At 45.4% G+C, this 16,979-nt stretch carries 18 protein-coding genes; 15 read left to right on the forward strand and 3 right to left on the reverse strand.

Annotated features, from left to right (window positions below; translation table 11 throughout):
- Positions 1-205: 205 nt before the first annotated feature.
- A complete protein-coding gene (locus tag ICC18_RS32445; protein ID WP_188178539.1) occupies positions 206-589 on the reverse strand; it encodes a low temperature requirement protein A in 384 nt (127 codons plus the stop codon).
- 94 nt (positions 590-683) lie between these two features.
- On the opposite strand from ICC18_RS32445, the gene ICC18_RS32450 reads away from it, so the two are divergent.
- A complete protein-coding gene (locus ICC18_RS32450) occupies positions 684-1,781 on the forward strand; it encodes a GerAB/ArcD/ProY family transporter (protein WP_223193065.1) in 1,098 nt (365 codons plus the stop codon).
- Between the two features lie 23 nt (positions 1,782-1,804).
- On the opposite strand, the gene ICC18_RS32455 is transcribed toward ICC18_RS32450, so the two are convergent.
- Entirely contained in the window at positions 1,805-2,530 is a 726-nt protein-coding gene (locus ICC18_RS32455) for an MBL fold metallo-hydrolase (protein WP_188178541.1), read from the reverse strand.
- A 154-nt stretch (positions 2,531-2,684) separates the two neighbouring features.
- On the opposite strand from ICC18_RS32455, the gene ICC18_RS32460 reads away from it, so the two are divergent.
- From ICC18_RS32460 to murD, 11 genes are all read left to right on the forward strand, one after another.
- Positions 2,685-3,278: a TetR/AcrR family transcriptional regulator gene (locus tag ICC18_RS32460; RefSeq protein WP_188178542.1), complete on the forward strand. Its 594-nt coding sequence runs from the start codon at positions 2,685-2,687 to the stop codon at positions 3,276-3,278.
- 376 nt (positions 3,279-3,654) lie between these two features.
- On the forward strand, positions 3,655-4,077 hold the full coding sequence (locus tag ICC18_RS32465) for a DoxX family protein (protein WP_188178543.1): 423 nt from the start codon (positions 3,655-3,657) through the stop codon (positions 4,075-4,077).
- A 79-nt stretch (positions 4,078-4,156) separates the two neighbouring features.
- Entirely contained in the window at positions 4,157-4,486 is a 330-nt protein-coding gene (locus ICC18_RS32470; protein ID WP_188178544.1) for an ArsR/SmtB family transcription factor, read from the forward strand.
- Complete coding sequence (locus ICC18_RS32475) at positions 4,483-4,902, forward strand: SRPBCC family protein (RefSeq protein WP_188178545.1); 420 nt, start codon at positions 4,483-4,485, stop codon at positions 4,900-4,902. Before ICC18_RS32470 ends, ICC18_RS32475 begins: the two co-directional genes overlap by 4 nt.
- Before the next feature lie 374 nt (positions 4,903-5,276).
- Positions 5,277-5,483 carry a histidine kinase gene (locus ICC18_RS32480; protein ID WP_188178546.1) on the forward strand — a complete coding sequence of 69 codons (207 nt, stop codon included), beginning with the start codon at positions 5,277-5,279 and terminating at the stop codon, positions 5,481-5,483.
- 200 nt (positions 5,484-5,683) lie between these two features.
- Positions 5,684-5,878, forward strand: coding sequence for a hypothetical protein (locus ICC18_RS32485; RefSeq protein WP_188178547.1), 195 nt, complete (start codon positions 5,684-5,686; stop codon positions 5,876-5,878).
- 123 nt (positions 5,879-6,001) lie between these two features.
- On the forward strand, positions 6,002-6,469 hold the full coding sequence (locus tag ICC18_RS32490) for a VanZ family protein (protein WP_223193071.1): 468 nt from the start codon (positions 6,002-6,004) through the stop codon (positions 6,467-6,469).
- Positions 6,470-6,733: 264 nt separating this feature from the next.
- Positions 6,734-7,252, forward strand: coding sequence for a P-loop nucleotide/nucleoside kinase family protein (locus ICC18_RS32495; RefSeq protein ID WP_188178549.1), 519 nt, complete (start codon positions 6,734-6,736; stop codon positions 7,250-7,252).
- 25 nt (positions 7,253-7,277) lie between these two features.
- Entirely contained in the window at positions 7,278-7,913 is a 636-nt protein-coding gene (locus ICC18_RS32500; protein WP_188178550.1) for a zinc dependent phospholipase C family protein, read from the forward strand.
- A gap of 168 nt (positions 7,914-8,081) precedes the next feature.
- The gene (locus ICC18_RS32505; protein WP_188178551.1) at positions 8,082-8,612 is read left to right on the forward strand and encodes a hypothetical protein; all 531 of its coding nucleotides are present in this window, start codon (positions 8,082-8,084) and stop codon (positions 8,610-8,612) included.
- Positions 8,613-9,176: 564 nt separating this feature from the next.
- Positions 9,177-10,508, forward strand: coding sequence for a UDP-N-acetylmuramoyl-L-alanine--D-glutamate ligase (gene murD, locus ICC18_RS32510; RefSeq protein WP_188178552.1), 1,332 nt, complete (start codon positions 9,177-9,179; stop codon positions 10,506-10,508).
- Between the two features lie 293 nt (positions 10,509-10,801).
- On the opposite strand, the gene ICC18_RS32515 is transcribed toward murD, so the two are convergent.
- A complete protein-coding gene (locus tag ICC18_RS32515) occupies positions 10,802-11,488 on the reverse strand; it encodes an alpha/beta fold hydrolase (protein ID WP_188178553.1) in 687 nt (228 codons plus the stop codon).
- 865 nt (positions 11,489-12,353) lie between these two features.
- On the opposite strand from ICC18_RS32515, the gene ICC18_RS32525 reads away from it, so the two are divergent.
- The 3 genes from ICC18_RS32525 (at position 12,354) to ICC18_RS32535 (ending at position 16,960) form a co-directional block, all read left to right on the forward strand.
- Complete coding sequence (locus ICC18_RS32525; RefSeq protein ID WP_188178554.1) at positions 12,354-14,390, forward strand: helix-turn-helix transcriptional regulator; 2,037 nt, start codon at positions 12,354-12,356, stop codon at positions 14,388-14,390.
- A gap of 215 nt (positions 14,391-14,605) precedes the next feature.
- Entirely contained in the window at positions 14,606-16,153 is a 1,548-nt protein-coding gene (locus tag ICC18_RS32530; RefSeq protein ID WP_188178555.1) for a copper amine oxidase N-terminal domain-containing protein, read from the forward strand.
- Positions 16,154-16,219: 66 nt separating this feature from the next.
- Positions 16,220-16,960 carry a superoxide dismutase family protein gene (locus ICC18_RS32535; protein WP_223193067.1) on the forward strand — a complete coding sequence of 247 codons (741 nt, stop codon included), beginning with the start codon at positions 16,220-16,222 and terminating at the stop codon, positions 16,958-16,960.
- The last annotated feature ends 19 nt before the right edge of the window (positions 16,961-16,979 follow it).

Genomic DNA, 16,979 nt, shown 5'->3' on the forward strand with positions numbered 1-16,979 from the left:
CCTTCTAGATAAGCTAGGACGGCTTCTAATTTCTCCTCAGTCGAATACTTAGACATAAAAAACTGCACCTCCAGATGTTAGACTGTGTCCAACAATTGGGGTGCAGTTCACCAGCAGCTCCTTTCTTTATGTTATAGAACCCTGTGTTTGCTGTAGTAATCAATCTTCGATCCGCCGGATGGTATTTACTCGCCTGTTTGATTTTCTAGGGATGATCGGGAAAAAGGGTGGAAAGTTGTTTTGAGAGCGTGCTGCCCCAAATGCTAACAGCGACCAGTATAATGAGAGAGGCTGCCGCCAAGATCAGCGGAGACATTGCGCTTGCAAACAAACCAAGAATCGCTACAGCGGCAAGGCCTGTCGCATGGGACGCGAGTCGACCGGGATCGGATGAATGTACAAGGAAATAATGTCCGATCTTCGAAGTCATTTCAAAGTAGATCCACCACATGGCCACGGTGCCCCCAAACGAGATGAGAAACGCGAGCATCGTTTCAACATTCCAGGCCAGTTTAGAAAATGTCACCCTTGTGACCAGAATGGATTCACCGAGTGCAATGATGATGAATAAGCCGCATCGCTCTGCCATATTGGCAAAAACTGTATTATCCTTAATTTGCTGATGATTTATGGAAATATGGGAATAGTATCTTTAAATGGAATCCTCAGGAGAGGAAATTATATTGAAAGACGTTAAAATATCTGTTCGACAATTTGGTATCCTTGTGATTATCTATACGATCGGGACCACAATTTTGATTATTCCTTCAGGGCTTGCCGCTGATGCCAAACAAGATGCCTGGATCGCCGCTATCTTTGGAGTTGGCCTAAATTTGTTGGTCGTCTGCTTATACAACTGGGTTGGTAGTTGTTTTCCCAACATGACCTTGACCGAATACAACGATAAATTGTTTGGGAAATGGCTGGGGAAGCTGCTCTCTCTCTCATTTATTTTCTTTTCTTTTATCGGAGCAGCTACAGCCTTGTTTTATATGGGCGATTTTGTGAACACTCAAGTGATGCCCGAAACGCCTATTCAAGCCGTTAATATTATTTTTGCTATCGTTGTTGTCATGGGTGTGCGTCTTGGTCTGGAAACCTTAGTCCGTGCGGCAGAGATTTTTTTTCCATGGATCATTATGCTCTTTGTTATTTTGGTCCTTTGTCTTTTACCGGAGATTGATATGGTCAAGCTGCAGCCCATATTCTCAACTGGAGTCAAACCTATGATAAAAGCAGCCTTAACTGTGGCGAGTATTGCTTCACTGCCTTTTATTATGATGTTAATGGTGTATCCTGTTAACGTCAATCAGGTTGATAAGGCTAGAAAAGCTTTTCTAACTTCTACGGTTATTGGCGGAGTTTTTTTCATCATCATTACCTTCTTATGCATATCGGTATTGGGAACTAAAATGACGGCAAGACATATGTATCCAAGTTATGCTTTAGCCAAGCAAATAAGTATTGGTAATTTTTTGGAACGTGTTGAAATCCTCATAGCCGGGATATGGTTTCTAACGGTTTATTTCAAGACAACCTTTTATTTTTACGGATTCGTCGTAGGGTTCGCTCAAATATTGAATATAAAAGACTACCGCCATCTCGTTCTACCTTTAGGGATGATTATGGTTGTTTATTCGCTTGTCGTATATCCAAATATTGTGTATGCGACAGAGTTCAATACTAAAATTTGGATACCCTATACTTTAACCGTTGGGCTCTTGTACCCGCTCGTCATACTAGGGGTTGCCGTATTTCGAAAGTCCATGCCCAAGAAATAAGATCACTTGTGGGCGTCGACATTTTATTTTTTTGGCAGCAACATGAGAGACTTGGCGTGGCGTTGGACCTCCAGAGCTTTTAATGGCCCACCATGTCCCATGTAAAATTTCTCTATTCCCAAATCAAGAAGGCGGGTCAATTCACGGGCTACAGTGTGTGGGTCATCTTCGAAGGGTGGGCGTATAGCGTGATTCGTTCTTATGATACCACCTAACAAAATTCCGGAGGCGACAAGGTCACCAACCAAAGCTTCATGATTAGCAAGCTCTATGGAGACAGAGCCAGCCGTGTGCCCAGGTGTGTGCTTAACTGTTCCCGGTATTCCGTATCGGCTCAAGTCGATAACATCACGTTTTTTAAGAAGAATATCCGGTTCGAAACCGATATACGGCTCGAGCATTAATGGTGTCTTGATAAATAATCGGCCAAACCAACCGGTTGGGCAAAAAGTCATCGGCGTCTCCCGACTAAAATGTTTAGCATCTCCCTCGTGTGCCAAGATCGGTGCTCCTGTTAGCTCGCGAATTATCGCTGCACTTCCGGCGTGATCTACATGCGCATGGGTTACAACGATGAGTTTGATATCTTTAAACGTGAGTCTTTCCTTAGCTAAGGCTTTTTTAATTTTATTCTCAGACCCTGGTAAACCCGCATCGACAAGAATGCATCCGTCCCGACCTACAAGTAAGTGGGAGTTTACCATATGCATGGGAAGGATTGGAATGCGGACGATTTTTACAGTGTTCATATTCTAATTGTCCTCTCTGGTGACGAACCTTATGAAAATATACCGAACCGAACCGTTCGGTTCGGTATTAGATTACTCTAATATTTAGTTAAATGCAAGAGAAATGTTACAATATATATCAAATGCTTTTTGGAATTGCATGGAGGACTGAAAAATGCGTAAAGACGAAAAAACACGACAACACATTATTATTAAATCCGCCGAATTGTTTAATCAAAAGGGGTATGCAGGATCATCGATACAAGACATTATAGAGGCAACAGGATTAACAAAGGGAGGGATATATCGAAGATTCTCTAACAAAGATGAAATCGCAGTGGAAGCTTTTGAATATGCGGGGCAGGTTTTGATGGGACAAGTATCTGCGGCCATTAATAATGCTGAATCAGTGATAGACAAGATCATGGGTGTTTGTAATGTCCATATTGATCCAGTTAACAATCCTCCAATCATAGGAGGATGTCCATTGCTGAATACGGCAGTTGAATGCGATGATAATTTTCCTATGCTTCGTGATAAAGCTTTAGCTGCGTATGAAGAGATGCTATCCCTTATTAAAGATATTTTAAACAATGGGATATCTGTTGGAGAAATCCGTCCAGATACAGATATTGATTCATTATCGTCATTTATCGTTTCTTCCCTTGAAGGTAGTGTGATGGCAAGCAGATTGAGCAGAGACAGTAAACATGTAAGGTTTGTTATGCAGCAACTTCGGCTTCTATTGAACACATATATTATAAATTAGTATACTTTCCAAGAGTAAAATACTCCAACCTAGCAACTTGCACTTCATTGGTCGTTAAGCTAAACCAGGACGAGGCTGTCGGAAAGATCGGTGGCCTCGTTAAGCTAACGGGCAGTTATCTAGTACCGAATGAGATTAATCAAGCAGTCCTGACGCCAACCAAAACTGAGTCATGATCAAAAAACTTCGGCATTATCGCGCCGAGGCTTTTTAACATGCAGTCAAAGAGCCAAGTGGCATAAAATGTTGTTGACACGACACCAAATGGTGACCTATAATCAAAGTGTCACTAAATGGTGTCCAATTAGAAGTAAACCATTTGGAAAATTTGGAACCTGAATAAGGTTCACTTGAAACCATTATGAGGAGGAAACAAATGAGTACGATTATCGGTGCGGAAACAACCACGAAAGTAGAAGCCCGGCCCCGGGGGAAAATGATTGCTTATTGGACAGTCACATTGCTGCTCGCTGCAGCTGTTATGTTAAGCGGTATCGGGCAACTGATGCAATTGGGGGGAAACATCGAGTTAGTGACGAATCTTGGTTACCCAATATACGTATTAACTATTCTTGGGATTTGGAAAGTGCTTGGAGCCATCGCTGTCGTCGTGCCGGGTTTTCCTCGGCTTAAAGAATGGGTTCACGCTGGTATCTTCTTTTTAATGACGGGTGCAGCTTTATCACATATGTTTGCTAACGATTATGGTGATTACGGATTTTATATTATCCTCCCGCTTTCTTACGCTGCACTAAATATTGCCTCGTGGGCGCTGCGCCCGAAGAGCCGCATGCTTTAGGAGGTGGTAAAATTAACGGCCGTCCATTCGTTCCGCAATAGATTTCTACAACCGAAAATAATATTTGGGAGAGGGTGCTGTGAGCGAGAACAACCAGTTGCGGGATGTGTTTGACGCGATTGCAGATCCAACAAGGCGCCGACTGATTCGTCTGTTAGCAGAGGCAGAGGAGTTACCGCTTCATGAACTAACGGCACAGTTTCAAATGGGCCGTACAGCGGTATCCAAGCATCTTACAATCCTTAAAGAGGCCGGACTGGTACTTGACCGAAAAGTCGGCAGAGAAACGCGATTTAGGCTAAACGCCTCCCCACTCAAAGAAATTCAAGATTGGGTGGCTTTCTACAGCAAGTTCTGGAGTGGGAATATGTTGCGATTAAAACAACTATTAGAGGAGGAAGAAGAATGAGTTTAACATTAACTATGGATTTTCAGTTTACGACATCAATCGAGAAGCTTTGGTCCGCATTAACCGATTCAAGCAAACTTGCCAAGTGGGTGGCCAACATCCACACCGGTCAAGCGATGGAGAATGATTTTAAGCCCGTCGTAGGACACCGTTTTCAGTTTCGAACTCAGCCGACCGAATATTGGAATGGGATTATTGAAGGCGAAGTGCTTATCGTGGAGCAACCCAATCGGTTATCCTATACTTGGGCCAGCGGAGAGAAGCACACGGTCACCTGGACGCTGCAGGATTTAGGGGATGGAAAGGTTAACCTTCATCTCGAACAAACTGGAATCTCAAATGAACCAGCACTGGGTGGAGCGAAGTATGGCTGGAGTAAATGGTGCGGCGGTCTTGAGAAGGTGTTGGAACAGTAGGGCGTTAACGTATAGAAATAGCAAACGGCTCGGAACTTTATGACAACCATATGTCCCTTTTGCTGAGAATGATTCAACTAACGGGTACAATAGTTAAGTAAATGTAACATGATTGAAATCTTATTTTCATGTGGCATTAATCATTCAAGCCTATAATAAAAGTCGACCCCCTTTAAAATATATAACTTAGACCCTCAGCCCGCGTTGCTGTGGGTCTCTTTTTGCCATTAAACGAAAGGGCAGGATAGTTCCATTTATCGTAATATGAGGTTATGTCTTAGGGAAGGTAACCTTCCCCATTTCATCATGCACTCACAATATTTCATATAAAGTGGTTTAAATATGTCTAGTTCTTTTTCTATGGTACCCGCGTTTTGGACATTAATGCTGCTCGTTATGGAAAGGACGGCCAGATTGTAGATATCAACTGCAATCTTGATTTAGGAGATGCAGTGGTTCAAGCGATCAATTATGGCTTGGCTTGTTTATCGGTTAAAAATATTGTGGAGCAACATAACGGAACGATTAACGTTCAAAGCAGTTTGATTCAAACAATCTTTGAAGTACGATTACCGCAATAATTTATGAAAATTAAGATAAATTTTATATTTACCCCACTTTTTATTAAACAGTTTTCCTTATCCTTAATGTACGATCGGGTAAGGAGGAAACTGAAATGAAGAAGTGGTTTTTTTGGTTTATCATCATTTTGCTGCTCAGTTATGAAGCCATTCACCAGAAGCCTGATCTTGCAAACGATAACCAAAGCAAGGAAAAATAAATGATAAATGTGACAAAAGATCAGATTTACCAAGGAAATCTGTTATTGATCAATAAGAAGTATCCTGTACACCAGGAGGGTGTCGTATCGGATATGATCAATCTGTTTCAGCATAAGGAACTGGTTAAAGGATATCGTTTGAAGGAGATTACGATTCGATTGTCGCGAGGCTTGGCGGATCAGGCAACAATATAGATGGTGTTATTGTGACTGTACTCCTTGATTAGCAAGTATAAATCTCAAAACGTGAGGATGAGAAAAATGAAACTAACGAAACTTTTGAATAGCATTGTGGTACCTGGACTATTTGTCTTGTATATGTATGTATTATTTAAAATCATTTTATTTAAGTTCGACTTTATTGATATAAACTTTCTGTGGCATCAGCTGCAGATGAATCTAGGGAACCCTGACTATAGCATGCACCGATTGGGGTACCCTCGATTGCGGTTTGGTATTAATTTTATGCCGCTTAAAACAATTTCCGATACATTTCTAAGTCCGTCAAGGAATGAAGTAATCAATTTGGTTGGAAATATTTTGGTATTTATGCCATATGGAATTTTTCTTCAATTATTGCCTAGAAGCAGAATGATTTCTCACATAAGAGTATTTTGCCGATCACTGGGATTGAGTTTACTCTTGGAATGCTTGCAGGTCGTTTTTTCTATCGGTAGTTTTGATGTGGATGATCTAATTCTGAATACTTTTGGAGGCCTGCTGGGGTTCGGTATTTTCAAGTTGTATAGCAAGTATATAGTAATTAAACAATTAAAAGGCTCCTAGTCTTTAGTCAATAAGCTAACGGGAAACTATAGTTCAAGATCATCATGAGAAGGCTGTCGATGAAATAGATCGGCAGCCTTCTCAGGTTAATCGGCAGTTTAACGAAGCAATGATCGAACTTATTATTACTTAAGTACGTCTAAGAGATGGGTGATATTGGAAGATAATACTAGGAGGTATGTATGGGCAACAATTACCAAGAATTCATCAGGGGGCTCTCGTTTACAAGCGATTTAAAGACTAATGTTGCCAGAGTGAAAAATCATGGCTGAAATCATTCTCTTTAGAGGAAAAGTTGCTACAGGTAAGACAACGATGTCGAATGAACTGGGAAAAGCGCTGCAAGTCCCCGTTATACATAAGGATGATATTTATGATTCCATCGCCAATTTTATTCCCGAACATGGTTTGAGAAATAAAATATGCTTTGATTATCTTTATCGATTCCTAGAAACAGTAATAGATTGTAATGCAAGAATTATACTTGATTTCGGCTTAAATGATATTGATGATGTTCGAAGATTGAAAACATGGGTGGAACAGAGAGGTGGCGAATTTAAATCAATTTTATGCCTCTGTGGTGATGACACCATCTGGTCAATAAGATTAGAAGAGCGCAACGCAAATCCGCTGCCTAATCAATTAATTACGAATTTGGCTGCACTTAAAAAGCACTACATGAAAATTAAAACCGGATCTTTCGAAAATGAGCTAATTTTGGATACAGCCGAGAATAGAGATAGGTTGCTCCATACACTCCTTCATTTTATTCAAAAATCATAAAATATCGAAAGGGGGGAAGAAACGGTTGCCTTGGCCCATGGTACATTTTGCAATAGCGGATAAAGTGTGTTTTGGAGATCCGTGTCCCTATTTTCTAATTGGCAGTATCGCCCCAGATGCCATACATGCGAGACCAGGAACTACCCGTGAAGATAAAGGCAGGACACACTTCATGGAAAATGCGATAATGCCTACCATCACCCAAATAGGTCATAATGCCGTTCGTTACTTTAGTAGGAACAATACTCCGGAATGGAAGGCGTTTGTACGAGGTTATATATCGCATGTGTATGCAGACCTGAGATGGACTGAAACCCTCTATGCCGGATATGAAACCAACTTCCACAAAGGGCTGACTGATATTAGAAGCATTTATAATCAAGAGGTTAGTCAGATCGAGTTCATTTTGATGAGATCTGAAGCATGGACGGATTGCGTAATCTCCAAGTTGAAAGATGCAGATGCATTTTCGCTAACTCCTCTTATTGAGGCTGTTGAGATTAATGCCTATAAAGATACTAAAATCAATTGGCTGCTTAATGCTCACAATGAGCCTGGGATAAAGCCAACTTATTTTAAAGAAGAGAACGTGAGGACTTTTATCTCCCAAACATCCGAGGAACTTAATGAACTATTTAGCCTATGGGGTATCGATGAATAATACCAACTAAAAGCTATCAGTGCTCATTATCATCCCCGCCAACCGACCAACTAAGCGGGCCTCATGCTGCTTCCCCAATGAATGGCTATAAAAGCAACTGCTTCATATGCAACCTTTGTGCTGCAAGTATCGTCATAAGGTAAAGCCTGATACCAATAAAGGGAGCCCATGAAAAAACTTATTGTGATTGTAATGCTTGCTATGATCGTTTTTTTATTAAATACCGTACCTAAAGCGGAAGCTTTATCCTGCGCGCCGCCACAACCTGCAAATCAGGAGATGGAGCGTAGTTCTGTCGTTTTCAAGGGAAGAGCAATTGATATTAAGAGCGGCGGGCTAACTGTTTTCCAAGTAGAGAAAGCATGGAAAGGGATAGAGGGTCCCATAATTGAGATTTATGATAACGGATGGGATCCCTATACAAAAAGTACCGATTATCTGGTTTTTGGCAGCAAGCGGGATGGGAAGTTAAGAACCAACTTATGCGGGCGTACTGGACCTTGGGATACAGCTCAAGAAGAAGCAATGAAAGAGATTAAACCTGAGCCCACCGTATTTAAAGAAGTTATAGCGGAGAGCTCAAAACAGTTCAATCCACAAACATGGCCTGTCATAATGGCAATCCTTTTGTTCCTCATTATTCTATTATTTATCTTTAGTGTAGTGTGGATAAGAAAAAAACGCCGTACAGACATATAGAATTTGATTCGCGTTCCCAACATTATGGAAAATGTGACCGTTAAATAGTCCTCACCTTTTGACATACTGAGAACTATTTATGTTTAATAAAGACTTACATTTGATCGATATCAATTTCGACAGTATATGGAAATAAGCAATCTCGACCATTGTGCTAACGAAATACGAGTGTTCAATACCGCCATCATGAAGCTGCCAAGGAGCGATCCTGGCAGCTTCATTAAGCTAAACGGGCAAAGAGTTTAACTACAAAGCGAGGATGCCGATCAAATTGCCGGAAAAAATTGATTTTCCGCATTTAGTACCCATTGAAAATAAACTGCAGCCACTGACCATATTCAGTTTGGCAGCATAGCTCAATATTACTACCAACTTAAGTTTTCCTATGCGGAGGTCTATCAAAGGATTTGAGAGAATGTCTGTTACCCTATTCAACTACTATGAAAATTCGTCCTCTGTGGTGCAGCGTTGATTATTGCGCCGCATGAATGGCTAATGGGCAGGCAGGATAGTTCCAATATGTGGTATATTTGATTTAATGTCATTCTCTAAGCGGAGGTGCTTATGAATCCTGCTTTTGACACCTATATCCAATCGCTGGCCTGTCGGGACGTGACCGTCATTGGCGCCGGCGTCAGCAACTCACCGCTGATCCGCATGCTGTGCTCAGCAGGGGCACGCGTCACCGTTCGCGACCGCAATCCGGCCCTGCCCCGGGAGGAGTGGGACGATCTAGACGTCAGGTTGCTCCTAGGGGAGAATTACCTGGATCGCGTTGGGGGCGATATGGTGTTCCGCACTCCGGGCATGCGCCCAGACCATCCGGCGCTGGACTCGGCCCGCGCTGGCGGCAGCCGTGTGACCAGTGAGATGGAGGAGTTCTTTGCGCTGTGTCCTTGTCCCATTTTCGGCGTGACCGGTTCGGACGGTAAGACCACCACCACATCGTTAATTGCAGACATGCTGGCCAACGGGGGGCGTACGGTGCATCTGGGCGGCAACATTGGTACGCCACTGCTGACGCGAGCGAGCGAGATGTCGCCGCTGGATGCGTGCGTGGTCGAGCTATCCAGCTTCCAGCTGATGGACATGACGCGATCTCCCCATGTGGCGGTCATTACCAACCTCTCGCCTAATCACCTCGACTGGCACCGCGACATGGATGAATATACCGCCGCCAAGCGCCGCCTGCTGGATTTTCAGAGTGCTGACGACCTTGCCGTTCTTAACGGTGACAACCCGGTGACCGCCACACTGCGCCGGCGGGGGCAGACCAAGTATTTCGGCGGGCACACGGTCCGCGATGGAGTGATCGACGGTCTGGTACCTATCAGTGACATTCGTTTGCCGGGGTGGTATAACGTGGAAAACGTTATGGCTGCCATGACCGCCGTGAGGGGGGCCGTGCCGGACGAGGCAATCCTGGAGACGGTGCGCACCTTTGTCGGCGTGGAGCACCGAAACCAGTGGGTGGCAACTGTGGGTGGAGTGCATTATTACAACAATTCAATTGGCTCTAGCCCCGCTCGTACCGTCGCCACGCTGCACGCGCACGTGGGCCGAGTGCTACTGATCGCCGGCGGGAGAGATAAGAATTTACCGTTTGTCGAGATGGCCAGGCTGCTGCCTGATCATGTCAAGGTGTTGCTGTTGATCGGCGAAGCTGCCAGTCAAATCGAGGCTGCAGCGCTCAGAGTGCCGAGTTGCCCGCCTATTTTCCGCTGCGAAGGCCTAGCCGAGGCCGTGGCGCAGGCGCACAAGCTGGCCGCACCGGGCGACACGGTGCTGCTGAGCCCTGCCTGCACTGCGTTTGACCAATACCGCAACTTTGAAGAGCGCGGGCGTCACTTTGTAGAGCTGGTCGAGACGCTGCGTCGGTCGGAGGTAAAGGATTGAATAAGACATGGGCGTTTTCCTGGAAAACTGATTGCCCGCATGTGTGGCTAACGGGGAACGATATTTAAACATAAAGTGTTCCACATATTAGTCATGTACAATATGTAGAACTCTTTATTTTTCTGACTTTTTTATATTTAGCTCTTGATAGACTCGGAAAATAAAGTTGTAGACTGAAATAGACACAAGCTCCTTTTAACGGAGCTTGTGTCTATTTCGTAATCTTTATAGCGTGTCTATAAGCTCAACTTTGTCGACATAACGGCGTCATGGGGCAGAGGTGACAGTGATCGTCAACCAAGCAGGAAAGTGCGTGCTTGTTGGGCGACCGGTTCCGGCGCCATCCAGAACGCGGAATGATCGTGGCCAGGCAGCGTCAGTACGGTGACGTTCGGCAGGATCGCGGACAGTGCGTTGGCGCCCTCGCGGATGAAGTCCTCACCGTTGCCGCCGACGGCCACCGCGATCGCCGCATCGATCGACCAGCGGTCGGTGGGCAGCGGTTTGCCGTCCTGGAGTCCGCGGAGAATCCGGCCGTCGTAGGCGTAGGTGTGGGCGTATTTGGCCATTGCGTCCCAGGAAGGGTCCTGCTTCATCGCTGGGATGAACTCGGCCGGGACACCTATCATCTCGGTCATGAAGTACTCGACGGCCTCGCTGCGCTTGCCCGCCGCGACCAATGCTTCCTGATGTTCGACGTAGTCGGCTGGTGCCGGAGACCGGGAGTCATCGACGATAAATGGCGGCTCATAGAGATAAAGCCCTGTCACCTTGCCGCCCAGTGCGCTGGCCGCATCGAGGGCGAGCCCGCAGCCACCAGATCCGCTGATCAGGACCGCAGAGCCGCCTGCAACATCGATCAGTGCTGCGATGTCTTCGATCTCGCGCGCTGGGTCGTATGGCTGCGGGTCACTGCTGGCACCGCGGCCGCGGCGGTCGAAACTGATCACGGTGAAGTGTTCGGACAACGCCTTGGCCACGCCTGCGACCCCAGTGTGTTTATTGCGGTCTTAAATCAGGTGCTAGAAAAAGATAGTACTACTGAAATAAAGCTTATGCAGCGCTGTACATCGTGGACAAGTTAGTAAAAAGTAGATTGTTAACGATGAAACTTGCCGTTACGGACAGTACAGGGATATTATGCAAAACGTTACAAAATGGATGCGGCTGCCGGCATGGATCGGCAGCCGCGTTATACTAACGGGCAGGAAAGTTAAAAGAAAAGGAAATTTCCCAAGTTAAGCGAATTAGTAAAAAAGCATTATGCATTATTTATAAAAATTTGTTTAGGGGTATAGCTATGCTGGAACTAACAAAGAACGTGCTTGAAGACATGGATAAGCAGCTCAATCGCATCATTAAGAGCTTAACCATCTTGAAGACGATTTGATTTGGAAAAAGATGAAGAATTCCACGAACAGCATCGGCAGTCTTTGCTTACATTTGGCAGGAAACGAATATCAAAATCTCGTAAGTGCATTATCAGCTTTGTCCGAAGAGGATTTAAAAAGGGAAGTCATAATCCAGTATGGTCAAGAGGATTGGAATAGGATGCTTCGAGTTAACGCCTCAGAAAATGAAACCTATGAAGTAAGAGTAATTAGCCGTCTACTTATTCAAGTTGCGGCACACTACGGATATCACGCAGGTCAAATAGTACTACCTTCCAAATTACTCAAAGATACGGACGAAAACATAACTGGTCAGTATCATTGATCATTCAACTAAACCTTCCTGTAGGGACTAAAATTAAAGCTTCCGCTTCCGTTCAAATTGATCCAACTCATCCCGGTTCTCCTATAGTATAATTTGAGAGAGGCTACAAAGATTTGGGGGAGGGCTACAATGGGGGATAGTGAATTTCTCGTAGGCAGGGATCAAGAGCTTGCTATTTTTGAAGCGCTTCTTGAAACGAAAGAAAGAGAAATAAAGATTATTAACGTACATGGTACAGCTGGAATTGGCAAAAGCTTTCTGAACCAACAATTCCAAAGACAAGCCATAATGAAGGGATGGCGTGCAATCGCTTTAGATAGTCATAGTTTTGTGCAGACACCCCATGCTTTCTGCGGGCATATTTTGAATGAGATGAAGACTGGCATGGAAACTGCGGAACTTGAACATGAAATGGAATCCCACATCATTATAGGCAGGGCAATTCAATCATTGAATGATTGCGCCGAAGAAGATAACATCGTACTTTTTATCGACACGTATGAACAAATTGAAGGTATGGATCAGTGGCTTCGGGAGCATTTTTTCAAACGAATTGACGATCGGATCCTCGTAGTTATTTCCGGCAGAAATGAACTTTCCGAGCATTGGTTCATGTCTCCGATGTGGAGACGCCTTGTTCAGCGGATGCCATTATCTTATCTTCCATATGCTGCGGTAGAGGACTATTTAAGACGATGTGGAATTGCCGAACAAGGGGCGGTACATCGCATCTGGCAGCAAAGTAAAGGACATCCGCTCACCTTATCCTTAGCTGCTTTCACCAAGCAATCTCACGAAGCGGAACTTGAAATAGCAGCAACAGGCATACCTATGCACATGCTGCCGTATATCGTAACTCAATGGCTGCGTGAAGTACCTGACGAACAGCTTCGGTCAGTTGTAGAATGTGCGGCTGTCTTGGGGCATTTCAACCAAGATATCCTATCATTCACACTGAAAAGGAGCGTACCTACAGCCGAGTTCCATCGCTTGATTCGATTTTCTTTCGTCAAACCAACAGAGCGGGGCTGGTCCGTTCATGACTTGATGCGAGAAGCGGTCACACGGGAAATCATGTTGAGAACCCCTAAGCTTTATGAAGAAATTCGAGCGCAAGCACTTCTTTATTATTATGAAAAAGTAACCGCCAAGAATCGGCTAACGATGATGTCTTGGGAGGCTGTCGAGCTTCTGCATTATATCGGCGATTCACTCGTCAGGGCCTACATGAGTTGGTTTGCTGCATCTCCGCGTCGATTCGAACCGGCAGACAGGCAGCATCGCGATGAACTCTTGGCCTATGTGCATCAGAGACAGTCTGAGGCTAAGGATACAAGTCTTGAACTGTTAGATCCGCAAACGAATCGCCGCTTTCAATTTGTGCTAACCGCAGAGCAGGCTCAATACACGTTGAAAGGGTTTGATCCCGATCGACTGTTTGACATGGGATACGATGTGATCAAATGCTTGCGTGATACCAAAGGAAACATTCAAGGGCTAGCCGTCCTGATTCCTATAAACCGCAAGACATTGCCCTACTTGTTGCAAAATGGCCGCTCAGCCGCATTTTTCGGTAATTTGCCTCCCGAAAAGCTGGAACTCTTTGCTGTGCCGGAAAATACCTGGTCCGGATGGTTTATCAATATGTTACATATGGCTAACTTCTCGGATGCATCCATCAGCGCTTCGGTTACGCATTTTATGCATGGCCTCATGATGACCGGCGAACTGCTTATCGTTTCTCCGCCGCCGATGCCTTATTTCACGAGCACGTTCGAAAGTTTAGGATTTCAGATAGCCGAACACGGCGTGCACTGCAATTATGATGGGGTAACGCCGACACAAACGTATGTGTTAGACACCAGAGGAGACAAGCTGCTGTCCTATATTCACGGTATGCTGAAAAGGGCGGGACTTTATCCGATCATCCGCGATGCCGGTGGGGTGGAACAGCCGGTTCCCGAGCCGGAGGCAGAATTAGATGACTTAACTGTAAGGCAGAAGGAGGTCGCTGAGCTGCTTATGCAGGGATTGACGAATGCGCAAATAGCATCGAAGCTGTTCCTTAGTGAGTATACGATTAAAAAGCATTTGAAAACTTTGTTTCAAAAGTACGAGGTTTCGACCCGCACGCAATTGTTCAAAAGAATGCTGGAAAAGAAGTAGCAATTTGCAAAAAAATCAGTAGGGATCGTTTCTTATTCGGGAAACGATCCCTATTTGTTTTATCTTTCTGTGTTACTTGGAAGTAAACCGATCCTAAAATTGCTCTATGGTCCTAAAGTGTACCCAGAAGTGCACTTTCGAGGTCTTTGCAGAAAATTCACAAATTTTATAATAGATATGTTAACTGTATGTATAGTTGGAGGAGGAGTTTTGAATTGAAACGATTCACATCATTTTTGTTTGGCGTAATCTTATTTCTTTGGATGTGCTTTCCAGTAATGGCAGAGTCAGAACTGCGCGCAGTTGCGGTTGAACTGGATGGCAGTAAATTGGCTGCCGATGCTTATATGGTGGACGGCAGGACGATGGTGCCTCTGCGCGCCATTTTTGAACGATTAAATGCGACCGTGGAATGGGATGACGTCAATAAGGCTATCTCAGCAACCAAAGACACGAAGGTGATTTGGCTGGCAATAGGTAATACGGAAGCGAAAATAGGAGGCAATCCTGTAACGCTGGATGTGCCCCCGATGCTCATCCATGGGCAGTCGTTCGTACCCTTGCGATTCGTATCGGAAGCGTTGGGAGCGCAAGTCACGTTTGATGGAGAAAGCTCAACGGCCAAGGTCAGCACAGGCAGCAGCTGCGGAGCTGGCGGGCAAGTGCATAGCGGAACGATTAGTGGAAGTGGGGAAACTTGGGGTGTGTGCGGGAGCCCGCATTTTGTGAAAGGCGACTTTATGGTGGAAGGCTTGGAGAGTCCTATTTTGACGATCGAAGCTGGAGCAGTGGTGCGATTTGAGAGTGAAGCATCGCTTATCATTGGTCAAAGTGCGCCCGGAGGGCTCGTGATTAGCGGTACGAGTGAGAAGCCTGTTGTTTTGACCGCGGATAGCGCAGGACCGAATGCAGGATTTTGGAAAGGCATCCGATTCTTTGAAAAGACGCTGCGCGGAAACGCAACCATAGAAGGGGCCAGGATCGAATATGCGGGTGGCTATGAGGGTGCACTGTATCTGGATGCCGCCACCCAGCGCATGGAAGTGACCGTCAAAAATTCAGAATGGAAAAACACTCTGTTTGCCGGAATCCAGATGAAGGGTATGGCGCGTCTATCTGAGCGCAGCATGAATCTCACAATCAGCGGTACCAAGACGGCGCAGGAGGGAGGAGGGTTCCCGATCATTACAGATCTGGTCGGAAGTCATCTTCTGCCGAAAGGAAACTATACCGGCAACGATATCGATTCGATCCGAATCACGAGCTATCAGACCTACGATGAGATGAAAATGTCAACGACTTGGAGCCATGTTGGGGTTCCGTATGACTCAGACATTTCCATCGTAGTTGCAGGGCCTGCCAATCCAACGTTGACTATTGAGCCCGGCGTCGTTACGAAGTGGGCGATCGATACGGGTATTGAAATTGGCCATGCAGAACAAGGTGGACTAATGGCCGTTGGCACGAAAGAGAAGCCGATCGTATTTACGGCAAAGAAAGATAAACCAGGCTCGTGGACCGGTATCTCATTCAGGGAAGCTGCCGATAAAAAGAATAATCAGCTGCAGCATGTCGTCGTAGAATACGCGATAAATGGGGTTACGCTGGAGGACGATATCGGACCGATTGTGAAAGATGCCGTACTGCGGAGCAACAAAGAACATGGGGTTTATATGCCGAACTATGAGCAAGGTCATACGGATTATCGCACGGGCTTGAACAATACGTTCAAAGATAACGGCACGGATCAGAACATGGAGTAAATATGTAATACCAGTAATGAACCCAGGATTGAAGCCAGTAAACCATGATTCAGGAGGACTAACCTAATGAAAGCAAGTAAAAACCATACCATGAAAACCGCTACAACCGCATTTTTGTGCGGAGCACTCATGTTCTCTGGCCTATCGTATGCCGCATCATCGCAGCATGTTGAAGTGAGCTTCGACAAGCTGAGCTTTTTCATCAAAGGAGATGACAAAACATCGGCGAATGGCTTATTCGACAATGGAGGCACTTCGGTGCCGGAAGCCCTCGTGTATGAGGGCACTACGTACGTCCCTGTACGTAAGGCTGCGGAACTGCTCGATCAGCCGGTATATTGGGACAACACGACTCGCGCTGTTTCTATCGGTAATCCTTACATCGTGCTATATGACGCCAAGGGAAGCCGTATCGGCCATGCCGTACTCACTCCAGGGCAAGAAGGTGTAACAATAACGCTCGAAGTGTCTAACCTGACACCGGGCCAGCATGGCTTTCACATTCATGAGAAATCGTTCGAAGGCTTCGATTTCAAAACCGCCGGGGGCCACTTTAACCCGGAAAACAAAAAGCACGGACATAGCAATTCGGAAGGCCACCATCTCGGTGATCTGCAGAACCTGGAGATCGGCGCTGACGGCAAGGGCCGTCTTGAATACCTGATCAAGGGCGCATCGCTCGACAAAACAAGTAAGCATTCCATTGTGGGCCGCTCCTTAATTATTCATGCAAAAGCGGACGACGGCAAAACGGATCCGGCCGGCGATTCCGGAGACCGTATTGCTGGCGGCGTAATTCCGCAGTAATTCAAGCTATCCCCGCTTT

It is taken from the genome of Paenibacillus sedimenti (genome assembly GCF_014534655.1).
Taxonomy (GTDB): domain Bacteria; phylum Bacillota; class Bacilli; order Paenibacillales; family NBRC-103111; genus Paenibacillus_E; species Paenibacillus_E sedimenti.

Excerpts from the sequence above, each read along its gene's own strand:
- ICC18_RS32445 (WP_188178539.1), bottom strand. The coding sequence starts at position 589 with ATGGCAGAGCGATGCGGCTTATTCATCATCATTGCACTCGGTGAATCC.
- ICC18_RS32485 (WP_188178547.1), top strand. The coding sequence starts at position 5,684 with ATGATAAATGTGACAAAAGATCAGATTTACCAAGGAAATCTGTTATTG.
- ICC18_RS32525 (WP_188178554.1), top strand. The coding sequence starts at position 12,354 with ATGGGGGATAGTGAATTTCTCGTAGGCAGGGATCAAGAGCTTGCTATT.
- ICC18_RS32455 (WP_188178541.1), bottom strand. The coding sequence starts at position 2,530 with ATGAACACTGTAAAAATCGTCCGCATTCCAATCCTTCCCATGCATATG.
- murD (WP_188178552.1), top strand. The coding sequence starts at position 9,177 with ATGAATCCTGCTTTTGACACCTATATCCAATCGCTGGCCTGTCGGGAC.
- ICC18_RS32495 (WP_188178549.1), top strand. The coding sequence starts at position 6,734 with ATGGCTGAAATCATTCTCTTTAGAGGAAAAGTTGCTACAGGTAAGACA.
- ICC18_RS32460 (WP_188178542.1), top strand. The coding sequence starts at position 2,685 with ATGCGTAAAGACGAAAAAACACGACAACACATTATTATTAAATCCGCC.
- ICC18_RS32535 (WP_223193067.1), top strand. The coding sequence starts at position 16,220 with ATGAAAGCAAGTAAAAACCATACCATGAAAACCGCTACAACCGCATTT.
- ICC18_RS32505 (WP_188178551.1), top strand. The coding sequence starts at position 8,082 with ATGAAAAAACTTATTGTGATTGTAATGCTTGCTATGATCGTTTTTTTA.
- ICC18_RS32475 (WP_188178545.1), top strand. The coding sequence starts at position 4,483 with ATGAGTTTAACATTAACTATGGATTTTCAGTTTACGACATCAATCGAG.
- ICC18_RS32490 (WP_223193071.1), top strand. The coding sequence starts at position 6,002 with ATGTATGTATTATTTAAAATCATTTTATTTAAGTTCGACTTTATTGAT.
- ICC18_RS32465 (WP_188178543.1), top strand. The coding sequence starts at position 3,655 with ATGAGTACGATTATCGGTGCGGAAACAACCACGAAAGTAGAAGCCCGG.